This is a genomic window from Paenibacillus faecis, assembly GCF_008084145.1.
Classification (GTDB): domain Bacteria; phylum Bacillota; class Bacilli; order Paenibacillales; family Paenibacillaceae; genus Fontibacillus; species Fontibacillus faecis.
In genome coordinates, this window is the sequence record NZ_VSDO01000002.1 from 991,860 (window position 1) to 1,003,354 (window position 11,495).

Genomic DNA, 11,495 nt, shown 5'->3' on the forward strand with positions numbered 1-11,495 from the left:
TCGGACCCGTTTGAAGGAGCCTGGATTCTATGCCGTTGTTCAATAACAAATATCATATCCGAATGGTTCTCGCCGTTCTGGCTTTTCTTTGTCTGGCAGGGTACATTCACGCGGAATCCTTCCGGCACCCTTATATCGGGGCGCTGCTGGAGAAGACGAATTCCATGTGGATCGTGAAGGAAGTGAACCCCTCGGGAAAAGCGGCCGCCTGGCGCATGAAACCGGGAGACCGTGTCCTGACCCTGGACGGGGAAGCGGCGGAAACGCGGCTGGGGGAGAAACGAAGCCCCGTATCCCTTGTTGAGATTTCCGCAATCGGCTTTAAGGGAGTGGACGGATCCGTCACCCTTAAGAGCGTCGCGACAGATGCCGGCGATGCTCTGAAAAATGGGTTTGCGATAGGGATGGAGCTTGCCCTTTTGGCCATCGGTTTATCGGCCTACCGCAAAAACCCCAACTCCCGGCTGGTCCGGCAGTTCACGGCAATCAATTTCGTGATGGCCCTGACGATATTGACGCTGTATTCAACGGAGCTGCGGCTGTCGGATTTTATTTTATCCTTGAGCGCGATTTGGCTGCCTTACATGCTGCTTTCGTTTTGCGTGTCGTTCGTTATCCGGTCCGTATCGGGCCGGCTCCGCAACCTGCTGCGCACGTTCCGCCTGTTCTGCGTTCTGTTCTCCGGGTATGCGGTATACGCGGTTGCCGGCGAACAGATTCCGGGTTGGATCCGCGAGGCGGTGCATGTGGTTTTTCTGCTTGCGCTGCTGCTCGTTGTGATCGCGGTGGGGGTATATTGGAGGGTCATTGACCGGATTGAAAAAAATCAGGCCCTGGTGCTTGTGACCGGGTTGTATTTCAGCTTGCTGCCGTATGTGTTCCTGTATGCCCTGCCCGATTTAATCCGGGGCGATGCTCTGGTTTCGCCGGAATATGCGCTGACGGGGCTCGTACCGCTTTCGTCGACGATGTTGTATGTCCTGCGCAAGCGCAGTCTGATCGATATGAAGTTGTATATGCCGCGGGTCTTGATTCACAGCCTGTACTTCGGCGCGGTTTTTATTTTATTCCTGCTGGCCTCGCGCCTGCCGCAGCCGTTTTGGCCGGCGCTGCTGTTCTTGGCGTTTCTCGCCGTGACCCTCATTTACCGGACAAGTCTTCGCTGGTCGGGGAGAAACGCCGGAAAGCGGAAGGAGTGGCTGGACAGACAGACGCTCAAGCTGTCGATTCAAACGGCGGAAGCCCGGAATATCCGGGATATTCTCCGTATGATCGGGGAAGTCATGGACCGTGTGATGGACGTAACGGGGAGCTGCCTCATATGGCGGGACGGGAGCCGGTTGATTGTCCACGGGACGGGGGCTTACGCCTCCTTAACTCCGGAGGAGGGGGAGTGGTTGGATCCCGGGTTTTTACAGGCCAGGTTTGATTTTATCCATATCGAACCGTTAAGGATGGACGGGGAGAATGAGTTCGAGGGTTACCTGTGCGTCGGTCCCAAGCGGAATTCCTCGCTTATGGGAGCGGAGGAGAAAGAGCTGATCGTCAGCATGCGCAACGAAGCGATCCGCCTTCTGATCAATGTCCGAAGTTTGTCCGGGCTGCAGCAGGAATATCAACGCGCGAAGGAGCAGAACGCGGCGTTTGAAAGGCGGGTAAGCGATATGCGGCTGGAGCGGCGCATGCTGATGGAGGCCCAGCACGCGGAACGGCTGCGGACGACGTATTTTCTTCATGATCAGCTGCTCCAAAACCTGATATTTCTGTCCCGGGATTTGGAAGAGTTGGCCGATCGGGGGAAAGCGGAGCCCAAGCGGGTGGAGACCTGGCTGAAATGCGTTTATGACTCTCAGCGGGACATCCGGCTGCTCTGCGATGATCTGCATCCGGCAATCGCGGACAAAGCCGGTTTGGAGGAGGCTTTGCATTGGCTGCTTCGGTCCGTCGAAGAGACGGGGATCCATACGACGCTAAGCTACGAGTGGGGACTGGCGGAGCCGCCGGATCGGCTGCTTCGGAGCAATCTATTCCGCATGATTCGCGAATTGACCAATAACGCGCTAAAGCATGCCGATGCCACCTCCCTTGAGGTACGGGTTCGAAGCCATCCGGAGGAAGGAATCCACTGTCTGGTCAGCGATAACGGAAGAGGATTCGATCCGGTTACGCTGTACCGCGACAGCCGTTTTTTGCAAGAAAAACATATCGGGCTTATTTCGGTAAACGCACAGATCGAGTATTTGGGCGGGGAAATGGAAATTCAGGCGGCTCCCGGAAAAGGGACCCGGGTGATGCTGAAACTTTCGGCTTACGAAAGGGAGGAGAAGCACGATGGAAAGCTTGGTTAAAATTATTCTGCTGGACGATCACCCGCTCGTTATGGAGGGACTTAAAACTCGGCTCGAAGAAGAGCCGAATTTCTCGGTTCAGGCGACGTTTACGGATCCCCTGGTGTTATTGGAGCAGATCCACCTTTATGAACCGGACGTGGTGGTTATGGATGTTTCGATGCCGAAACTGGACGGTTTCGAGCTTGCGTCTATCCTTAAGGGAAAATACGGATCTTCGCTGAAGTTGATCATGCTGTCCGGGTACGGGTATGACGAGTTTTACCGGAAAGCCTATGAGCTTGGAGTCAACGCCTATTTATCCAAGCAGGCGACGTATCCGCAAATCATCAATGCGATCAGACAGAGCATATCCGGCCATGTGCTGATGCTCGAACGGCTGTTTAACAAGTCCCCGGTGGAGCCCTTAACGCCTGCGGAGCAAAGAGTTTTGGCTCTCGTGGCCAGGGAGCTCACAAACAAGGATATCGCCAAGGAGCTGGCGGTCAGCCAGCGGACCGTGGAATACCATATCACTTCGATTATTCAAAAGCTGGAAGTCAAAACTCGCATCGGCGCCGTGGCCAAAGGGTATGAACTTGGGATTCTCGGACCGATGCAGATGTAACCGGGAAGGCTAAACGGACGGTTATAAAACAGCAAAGTGAGTAATGTCACAACCTTGTGAATATTGTCACATTCTTTCCTGCAACTTTTAATTATAATCAACTTGTAATTAAAAAGAGTAGGGGGAAACCACTGTGAAGATTTTTAAAGGCTTATTGGTTGCAGGCGTCGCCATCGCATTGCTGTCCGGCTGCGGCGCCAAGGAGGAGAAAGCGGCTGAACCGAATAAACCCGCCGAACAAACCGCTGCCGGCGAGCAGCCCGATGCGGTAACGACCGCTTCCATCGTAAATGATGCGGATGCGTTCATTAACGCGGTAAGTGAGCAAGGAACATGGATCATCGCCACTTTGGGCGATCTCACGGTCGACAAGGACGTCGTCGTGGCGGGGGAATTCCATGACAAGAACAAGCCGGACGGCGACATTTACCGTAAAATCGCGCTCTACACGCAGGATGAGAACCATAACATTACCGCTTCTTTCACGCTCACGGTGCCTAAACTGACGGTACAAAGCGAAAACTTGAGAATTCAAGGCGGCACGGTAAAAGGTGACGTTTACGTGGAAGCGAACGGATTTAATTTGCACGAGTCGGCAACCGTAGACGGAAACATTTACTTTGCCAACGAGGACGTCAAAGCGTCCGCCAAAATCGACGGTAAGGTGACGGGAACGACCGAAGTGAAATAAACAGGGATCAGCATTCGAAAGGGAGCCAAGTCGGCTCCCTTTTTTATGCCTGAAATAGGTTGTACGGCCCGGATAACATAAATATTTTTCGGCCCGAAGGGAAATACATAAATTACTTGAAACGGATTTTTTGCGAAAAGGAAGGGCAGGAGATGGGAATGTACGATGAACAACAGTATGGGGCTCAAACCTTTAAAGCGGGGGATATCGTCTACGTTTTTTATCGGAATCCGCATACTCAGGATGTGGCCAATATCCAGGAGGCCGCGGTCGTCAATCATCCGGAGAAGCCGGGCGAGTTGGCGGTTTTTCTGTATGAGACTTACTATCCATTGACGAACGAGATGGCCGTCTATTCGACGGCGCAGGAAGCGGAGCAAGCTTACAACGACGTTTATGGACCCGCCGCCGAGGGGATTTGGGAATGAATCCTCCGTTTACGCCGCGGCTGGTCTATTTCGAGCCGGATGCCCTGGATTATCCGCTGGGCAGAGAGCTTATGGAGAAGTTTGAACGTATGAAGCTGGATATTCGCTATACGACCTCGCATAATCAGATCCGAAACTTGCCGGGCGACAGCGATCTGCAAAAATACCGCGTAGCCAAATCGACCCTTGTCGTCGGCATCCGCAAAACCCTGAAATTCGATACGTCCAAGCCTTCCGCCGAATATGCGATTCCGTTTGCGACGGGATGTATGGGCCACTGCCATTACTGCTACCTGCAGACGACGATGGGGACCAAGCCCTATATCCGGACCTACGTCAACGTGGAGGAAATTCTGGAGGCGGCGGATCGCTATATGGCCGAGAGAGCGCCGGAGATAACCCGGTTCGAAGCCTCTTGTACTTCGGATATCGTCGGGATCGATCATCTGACGCACACCCTGAAACGGGCGATCGAACACTTCGGGACATCGGAGTTGGGGAAACTCCGGTTCGTGACGAAATTCCATCATGTCGATCATTTACTGGACGCCCGGCATAACGGAAAAACCCGATTTCGGTTTAGCGTGAACGCGGACTATGTAATCAAAAACTTCGAACCCGGGACATCGCCTCTGGACAAGAGGATCGAGGCCGCGGGCAAGGTGGCCCGGGCCGGTTATCCGCTCGGCTTCATCGTGGCTCCGATCTATCTACATGAGGGATGGGAAGAAGGCTACCGCCATATGTTCGAACGTCTCGACGCCGAGCTGCCCGCGGATGCGAGGGACGACATTACCTTTGAATTTATCCAGCACCGGTTCACCAAGCCGGCCAAGCGCATTATCGAGAAAAATTATCCCATGACCAAGCTGGAGCTGGACGAAGAGAAGCGGAGGTACAAATGGGGTAAGTACGGGATCGGCAAATACATCTATCAAAAGGACGAAGAGGAGGATATCAAGTCCCATCTTTTTTCGTATATGGAGAAGTTTTTTCCGCGGGCGAAATTGGAGTATTTTACGTAAGGCGGCGCGTGGGGTAAGTTGATGTGATTTTTGTTACTGTACAAGCCGGGCTTTTGTTGTAATCCTACCTTAGGAGGTGGGTAACCGATGAAAGTTCAATACTCTTTACAGTCCAGCCCTGAGATTGGTGAAATCAAGGCGATCCTTAAACCGTTCGGAGGGCGCTGCGCGAAGGTGATCGACGGAACCCTGGAATATCAGATCAAAGAAGAGCAGGAAAGCGCCGCATATGAGGCGTTGAAGGAGAAGGGTTTTGTAAGCTAAAAGAGTCGGGGGAATTTTCCCGGCTCTTTGTTTGGCTTAGCCGTTTGCAACCTATAGCGGTCATGTTACAATATGGGCGACAAAAACCAATTTTTAAGGAAAAAAGGAGATGACCGTGAACAACTGGAAAAGAAATATCGTGCTGTTTTTGAGCAGTCAGACCATTTCGCTGTTCGGCTCGTCCTTGGTCCAATACGCCATCATGTGGCATATTACGCTGACCACCCAATCCGGAATTATGATGACGTTGTTCATTCTTTGCGGGTTCATTCCCACCTTTATTCTGTCTCCTTTTGCCGGGGTGTGGGCGGACCGCTTTAACCGGAAATGGCTGATCGTTTTGTCGGACGGTATGATCGCTACCGCGACGCTGATTCTTGCCGTTGTCTATTTGCTCGGCTACGAGGCGATCTGGCTTCTGTTCGCGATGGCGGCGATCCGCGCTTTGGGAACAGGGGTGCAGACACCGGCGGTCGGCGCGATCCTGCCGCAGATCGTACCGCAAGACAAGCTGACGAAGGTCAATGGAATTAACGGCACGCTGCAAGCCGTCATCATGTTTGTTTCCCCGATGGTCAGCGCGGCTTTGCTGACGAAAGCATCGATCGTAAGCATTTTCTTCATCGATGTCATCACCGCGGCCATCGCGATTCTCACTTTGCTGCTGTTCTTTAATATCCCCGCACACGAGAAGGCTTCCGAAAAGCAAGCGACAGGCTATTTCAGCGACTTGAAAGAAGGGCTTCTCTACATAAAGAACCATCGCTTCCTAAAAATCTTCTTTCTGTTTTTCGCGGTCCTGTTCGTCCTGATGGCACCGGCCGCATTTTTGACGCCGCTGCAAGTGACACGCAGCTTCGGCGACGATGTCTGGCGGTTGACCGCCATCGAGATCGCGTTCTCCATCGGCATGATGGCGGGTGGGGGGCTGATTGCGTCCTGGGGCGGTTTCGCCAATAAAATCCGTACGATCATGCTCGCCGGTTTGGTGATGGGGGGCTGTACGCTGGCGCTCGGAGTCGTTCCGGTATTCTGGAGCTATCTGGTGTTTATGGCTATCTTCGGCATCGCCATGCCGATGTTCAATACGCCGTCCACGGTGCTGCTCCAGGAAAAAGTCGACGAAAACTTCATGGGAAGGGTATTCGGGGTCCTCGGCATGATTTCGACCTCCATGATGCCGGTCGGGATGCTGATTTTCGGTCCGCTGGCGGACGCCGTCCGAATTGAATGGCTTCTTGCGGGTACAGGGTTCTTGCTGATGCTTCTCGCCGTCCTTCTGGGGCGCAATCGGGTGCTGCTTGAAGCGGGCAGGACGGAGGGGCAGGAAGCTATCGACTAAAAAGGGGCAATAGGGCGGGAGCAGCCGATGGCCAGGAACAAACCGAATCGGAATGTACATCCATTCGGCTGCCGCCCGCCTGAATTCAGGCGTTAGACACCCAATCCGCCGACAACCCTTAATCGGGTTCCCTCCATTTTTGCAATAAAGGGTCTTCCCTTGGAGATGACGGCCTGCGTTGCCTCCAGGTTGAGCGAGGCCGCGTGGGCGTCCGCATCCCGCCAAATTTCCATGATCCAGATCGAGTCGGGATCGCCATCGTCTACATTTATCGCATAAAGTTCGCATCCGTCCACCGTTTTCATCGCTTGAGCGGCTTCCAGTAAAATACCCAGCAGCGCGTCGCGCCGACCCTCATGGGCGACGAGTTTGGCGGTCATTCCGAATTTATTCATTTGAACTCCTCCTTGTTTCAGAGTATCATACCTTACAAGCGACTTGCATTTCAATGGCTTGAATATTTAATATGTAGATATAAAGATTTGAATAAGGGAGAGAGCCAACATGGATAAAATTCAATCGGAAGAGCAATATCGGCAGGCGATTCAAAGCGACAAATATACCGTAATCAAATTCGAGACAAACTGGTGCCCGGACTGCAAAAACCTGGACCGCTTTATCGGGGATATCGTAGCCGAGCATGCGGACAAAGATTTTTATTCGATGGACGCGGAGCAGTTCCAGCCGATCGCGGAGGCCAATGAGGTGCGCGGCATTCCAAGCCTGCTCGTGTACAAAAACGGGGAAAAAGTCGCTCACCTGCACAGTAAATTTGCCAAGACCCCGGGCCAGGTCAGAGAGTATTTGGCGGGTTTGTAAGAAAGAAAAGCAGGCGTTTTTTGTCAGAAGACAAGATGTAAATGCATTAAAGACCGCATGAATTTGCGGTTTTTTTGTTTATTTGTTTATCGGATATTAAGCTAGTACCCCGTCAGACAATCTTGATAACCTAGAATTCCTGCATATGTGCATGTTTTTTTCTAGTTTGTGACCAAAATTTCAAAATTCCTGCAAATCTGCAGGAATTTTCGACGAAACCGGCCCGTTTCTCTAAAATCGCTAGAAATACCTGCAGATTTGCATCTTTTTTCGAATCCCCTCAGAGAACGGAATGAAATACCTGCAGATTTGCATCTTTTTGGAGTTGGAAGTAATGGAAGTACGCTAGGCGCCCTTTAGTTACCGTGGGCTAAATACGATTTCGACGGCCTTTTCGTGGTAAGATAATGCGGACGAGGCTTGGCAAGCTGCAGCTGCAAGAAGCAGTCAAAAGGATCTTTCAAAGTTAGGTCAGGAAAATCATTGTCTCCACGAATGATGACCTAATCGCTGCTCAACGAATGTATGAGAGTGTCGGTTTCACCCTCTATCAGAAGAGGAAGAATACGAATACCGCCGACTTTGTCCAGGAACACATCGATTACGTGTATTTTTTAGAAAGCATCTGATTTATTTTCAGACGATTAGTGTATGACACCAATAAATTAAATCTTTCCTCAAAAATAAGGGGCGCAACACCATGTTGTGCCCCTTATTTTTTTCATAGAGAAAGAGGACTTTCGGTACCTAAAATGTCTCACCGACCAATAAATCTATGATTTATTTAAATTTAATAGATAGTGTAGTATAGAACATATCGAAGAGCATTCCGTTTTTGATTCAATTCAGCGTAGAGAGTGGAGGGTGAAAGGGTGGATCGAAGTGAGACCGAAAGTTTCGTCTCCCTGGACCGGATCATCGGTCTTGCCGAAGAACTGGGGTTTCTGGAACGGTGGCTCGCCGAGCCGAAGCCGCGTACGGAGCTGTTTTTCGTGTCGGGGATCGGGGGGATCGGCAAAACGACGCTGCTGACGGAGATGTCCAGACGGGCGCGGGACAGCCAGGCGCAAGTGTTATGGCTGGACGGTCCCGGGGAGCTGGGGACATCGGCGGCTTTTTTGTCCGGGATGGAAGCGTGTCTGGAGAACGAATACGGAAGGAAACGGGAACAAGACGCGCCGACGTTTGCCTTTATTACTTCCGAGCTGTCGAGCCGCCGTTCGGTTATATTTTTGGATAACTGTGAAAATATCGAACGTATCGAAGGCTGGTTCTTTTCCAGCTTCCTGCCCAAACTCGAGGCGGCGGGCGTGCTGTTCGTGCTGGCTTCGCGTAACGGACTCCCGGCCAAATGGCGGACGAACCCCTATTGGGGCAGCCGGGTACGCGATTTGCCACTGCGGGTGTTTACCCGCAAGGAAGTGCGCGAATATTTGCGCGAGAGCGGACTCGACCCGGCGCTGCAGGCGGAGGTTGCCAGGCATTCGGACGGCCATCCGCTCCTGCTGGCCCTGACCGTGGACCTGCTGAAGTCCTCGCCGGAAAGTACAGCGGGCAGGGGACTAAGCGATATTCCGGCGATGCTGAGCGCCGAATTGCTTAAGGAAGTCACATCTCCGCGGTTATATGCCGCTTTGATCGGGCTTTCGCTGCTGCCGGAGGCGGATTTGCTGGTCTTGCGGCAGTTTTTGGACACTCCGCTGGAGTTGTCCGATTATGAAGAGCTCGGCCGTCTCTCCTTTGTCGGCAGAAATCCGCGGGGGTTGGCCCTGCACCATGTCGCCTCCCGGCTAATCCGCGAAGATTATGCGGAGCGAAGCCCGCAACCGTTCCGGCTTGAGCGCCAGCGGGCCTTTCGCCTGTTAGCCGAGCGGTTTCCGTATGCGGATCGGCGGGCGCAAACGCGCATCGCGGCTCATGTACTCAAGTTGTATCGCGAATTTTTGCCTTCGGCCCATGCTTATGCCCATTTTTCGACGCGCTTGCAAGCCGCCGAGGACAGGCCGTATCAACCCGAGGATCTCCCGGACCTGCAGCGGATGGTGGCCGACTCCGTCCGAGGTGCCGACTGGCAAACGGAACTGGTTAAGGCGGAAGATTACGCCGGTTTGCTGGTACGGATCGCCGGCATGAGCCCGGAAGGCATTTGCGTGGTCCGGAGCGACATGGGGACTCCGCTGGCGTTTTGCGCCGGCGTTTCCCTCCATCCTTCGACTTTATCGCTTCTTGAAAAATACGCTCCCAGGTTGCTTCAAATGCTGGGCGAGGAGCTCGAGCCGCTTTATTCCGCGTCTCAGGAAGGGGCGGACACGTTTTGCATTTTGCTGGCGGCGGTTGATGTAAGACAGCCGCATTACCGTCCGGAGGAACTTGGGGGCCTGCTGATGCAGCAGTGGCTGATCCGCATGACGGGAGGATTCAGGGGAATCGTGGTGACCGGAGATCCGAATCTGAATACCCTGCTGCCGATGATGGGGTTTCAGAAGACGGGCCAGTTCGCCCTTTCCGAGAATGGAACCTTGCTATTAACCCGTTGGGATCTCGATTTCCGGTTCACCTCGTTCGAGCACTGGGTAAAACGAGTCATTCGCCAGACCGAGACCGAGGGGGAGCTCTCCGAATTCCCGCAAGTGGCGGCGGCACTAGAGCCCGAGCGGTACCGGGCTGACGCGATTCACATCGACGACCACGAGATGAAGCAAATCTTGAAGGAGTTGTATCGTCCCGACAAGCTGGAGGAGCTGGCTGTGATACGGCGCTTGGGGAGACCGGGCTCGGAGATAAGAAGACACGTGGAGCAGATTTTGACGGGGCAGGATACGGCATATCCTCTCACAGCGCTGGAGCAGCGGATTTTGCGTGAAATCTACATCTTGAAAGAACTGAACAAAAGCCAACTGGCCGAAGATTTCCATATGAGCAGAACGACCTTTTACCGTCATGCGCAGTCGGCCACCGGTCACTTGGCGATGGTGCTGTCTAAAGCTTTGGAACGGTAAAGGCGCGGGATATTCAGCTTATCCGAACAGCAGATCTTCCGCCGCCGTCGTTCCCTGACAAAGCTCCGCAAAAGTTCGGGCGATCTCCACGGCTTCCTCGAAGCCAAGATTTCCCGAACTGACAACCAGGATGGGGAACTCCCGATTCTTAGGGTCAGAGCGCATATCCCAGACATAATGGTTCCCGCTGCCGTCCATGGCAAAAGGAACCGCGCCGGGCCGTTTGATATGGCAAACTTCAAAGATCGACTCCCAATTTATTCGTTATTCCTCCTAAATTCCAGGGTCGTCTGCCGAGTCGGCATGTGATAGTTTAAGATTAAGCGATCGGTGGAGAACTGCGCAAATCATCCAACGAAAGAGAGAGGGCGAGAAGAAATGAGCGAACCGGATTTAAACGACGCTTGGTACGATTATGCCGGGGCATTTGTGGATAAAAAGAACGCGTCAACCTTGCGCTGGCAAGCATTGACTTCGGACGAACAAGAAATCGCCGCGCTATGGCTACTAGAAGCCGATATGTACAACGGCGGATTTATCCAGTTTTTTTGCAACTGGGGCGAAGAGGCGTATCTCCACGCGCGCCGGGCGCTTCAAACGATTGGAGCGGAACGGGCGTTGGAGCTTATCGCTTCGGGGTATGCCTGCATCGCGCGTCTCGAACATGATGATCGTCTTACGGAGCTGTGGGACATCCCGAAGTTTTTGACAGAAGAAGAGGGAGCCCGGCTCGACGAGCTCGACCAGCGGTTTTGGGAGGATCCGGATCGGATCGCGGAAACCGCCCATCGGTATTACGCGGTGAAATTGGGGATTCCCGCCCCGTAACTCCGCTGTGGATAGGCTGGTTATAAGCAATGAACGGGAATTGTTCCCGGTCATTGGCTCATGTACAGCCGCTGAGGCTAAATAGCTGGAGAAGTTCACGTTAATTCGTCTGAAATTGCGTCATTCAGCGGGTGGAGCCGCGAA

Annotated in this window: 12 protein-coding genes; 10 read left to right on the forward strand and 2 right to left on the reverse strand. The window is 53.2% G+C overall.

Going from position 1 to position 11,495, the window contains the following annotated elements:
- Positions 1-29 precede the first annotated feature (29 nt).
- The 7 genes from FRY98_RS12435 to FRY98_RS12460 all read left to right on the forward strand — a co-directional run bounded on the left by FRY98_RS12435 (position 30) and on the right by FRY98_RS12460 (position 6,705).
- Positions 30-2,348 (forward strand): sensor histidine kinase, encoded by a 2,319-nt coding sequence (locus FRY98_RS12435; RefSeq protein ID WP_148452149.1) that lies wholly within the window; start codon positions 30-32, stop codon positions 2,346-2,348.
- Positions 2,332-2,955 (forward strand): response regulator transcription factor, encoded by a 624-nt coding sequence (locus FRY98_RS12440; protein WP_148452151.1) that lies wholly within the window; start codon positions 2,332-2,334, stop codon positions 2,953-2,955. The genes FRY98_RS12435 and FRY98_RS12440 overlap by 17 nt, the downstream gene beginning before the upstream one ends.
- A 133-nt stretch (positions 2,956-3,088) precedes the next feature.
- On the forward strand, positions 3,089-3,646 hold the full coding sequence (locus FRY98_RS12445; protein WP_148452153.1) for a polymer-forming cytoskeletal protein: 558 nt from the start codon (positions 3,089-3,091) through the stop codon (positions 3,644-3,646).
- A 158-nt stretch (positions 3,647-3,804) separates the two neighbouring features.
- On the forward strand, positions 3,805-4,074 hold the full coding sequence (locus FRY98_RS12450) for a transcriptional regulator SplA domain-containing protein (protein ID WP_412066983.1): 270 nt from the start codon (positions 3,805-3,807) through the stop codon (positions 4,072-4,074).
- A complete protein-coding gene (gene splB / locus FRY98_RS12455; RefSeq protein ID WP_148452157.1) occupies positions 4,071-5,099 on the forward strand; it encodes a spore photoproduct lyase in 1,029 nt (342 codons plus the stop codon). The genes FRY98_RS12450 and splB overlap by 4 nt, the downstream gene beginning before the upstream one ends.
- Before the next feature lie 87 nt (positions 5,100-5,186).
- Positions 5,187-5,363 (forward strand): hypothetical protein, encoded by a 177-nt coding sequence (locus tag FRY98_RS28435; RefSeq protein ID WP_170287079.1) that lies wholly within the window; start codon positions 5,187-5,189, stop codon positions 5,361-5,363.
- A 109-nt stretch (positions 5,364-5,472) separates the two neighbouring features.
- Positions 5,473-6,705, forward strand: a complete 1,233-nt coding sequence (locus tag FRY98_RS12460) for an MFS transporter (RefSeq protein ID WP_148452159.1) — start codon at positions 5,473-5,475, stop codon at positions 6,703-6,705.
- 92 nt (positions 6,706-6,797) lie between these two features.
- On the opposite strand, the gene FRY98_RS12465 is transcribed toward FRY98_RS12460, so the two are convergent.
- Positions 6,798-7,100: a putative quinol monooxygenase gene (locus FRY98_RS12465; RefSeq protein WP_148452161.1), complete on the reverse strand. Its 303-nt coding sequence runs from the start codon at positions 7,098-7,100 to the stop codon at positions 6,798-6,800.
- Between the two features lie 109 nt (positions 7,101-7,209).
- Here FRY98_RS12465 and FRY98_RS12470 point away from each other — a divergent pair, with 109 nt between their 5' ends.
- Together FRY98_RS12470 and FRY98_RS12480 are read left to right on the forward strand one after the other, a co-directional pair.
- The gene (locus tag FRY98_RS12470; protein ID WP_148452163.1) at positions 7,210-7,524 is read left to right on the forward strand and encodes a thioredoxin family protein; all 315 of its coding nucleotides are present in this window, start codon (positions 7,210-7,212) and stop codon (positions 7,522-7,524) included.
- Positions 7,525-8,396: 872 nt separating this feature from the next.
- Positions 8,397-10,523, forward strand: coding sequence for a MalT transcriptional regulator family protein (locus FRY98_RS12480; protein WP_148452165.1), 2,127 nt, complete (start codon positions 8,397-8,399; stop codon positions 10,521-10,523).
- A gap of 18 nt (positions 10,524-10,541) precedes the next feature.
- On the opposite strand, the gene FRY98_RS12485 is transcribed toward FRY98_RS12480, so the two are convergent.
- Positions 10,542-10,721 (reverse strand): hypothetical protein, encoded by a 180-nt coding sequence (locus FRY98_RS12485; protein WP_148452167.1) that lies wholly within the window; start codon positions 10,719-10,721, stop codon positions 10,542-10,544.
- A 180-nt stretch (positions 10,722-10,901) separates the two neighbouring features.
- On the opposite strand from FRY98_RS12485, the gene FRY98_RS12490 reads away from it, so the two are divergent.
- The gene (locus FRY98_RS12490) at positions 10,902-11,351 is read left to right on the forward strand and encodes a DMP19 family protein (protein ID WP_148452169.1); all 450 of its coding nucleotides are present in this window, start codon (positions 10,902-10,904) and stop codon (positions 11,349-11,351) included.
- Positions 11,352-11,495 lie beyond the last annotated feature (144 nt).

Bases quoted from the DNA above. Each gene is read 5' to 3' on its own strand.
- FRY98_RS12435 (WP_148452149.1), top strand. From the start codon at position 30: ATGCCGTTGTTCAATAACAAATATCATATCCGAATGGTTCTCGCCGTT.
- FRY98_RS12440 (WP_148452151.1), top strand. From the start codon at position 2,332: ATGGAAAGCTTGGTTAAAATTATTCTGCTGGACGATCACCCGCTCGTT.
- FRY98_RS12450 (WP_412066983.1), top strand. From the start codon at position 3,805: ATGTACGATGAACAACAGTATGGGGCTCAAACCTTTAAAGCGGGGGAT.
- splB (WP_148452157.1), top strand. From the start codon at position 4,071: ATGAATCCTCCGTTTACGCCGCGGCTGGTCTATTTCGAGCCGGATGCC.
- FRY98_RS28435 (WP_170287079.1), top strand. From the start codon at position 5,187: ATGAAAGTTCAATACTCTTTACAGTCCAGCCCTGAGATTGGTGAAATC.
- FRY98_RS12460 (WP_148452159.1), top strand. From the start codon at position 5,473: ATGACCGTGAACAACTGGAAAAGAAATATCGTGCTGTTTTTGAGCAGT.
- FRY98_RS12465 (WP_148452161.1), bottom strand. From the start codon at position 7,100: ATGAATAAATTCGGAATGACCGCCAAACTCGTCGCCCATGAGGGTCGG.
- FRY98_RS12470 (WP_148452163.1), top strand. From the start codon at position 7,210: ATGGATAAAATTCAATCGGAAGAGCAATATCGGCAGGCGATTCAAAGC.
- FRY98_RS12485 (WP_148452167.1), bottom strand. From the start codon at position 10,721: ATGGACGGCAGCGGGAACCATTATGTCTGGGATATGCGCTCTGACCCT.
- FRY98_RS12490 (WP_148452169.1), top strand. From the start codon at position 10,902: ATGAGCGAACCGGATTTAAACGACGCTTGGTACGATTATGCCGGGGCA.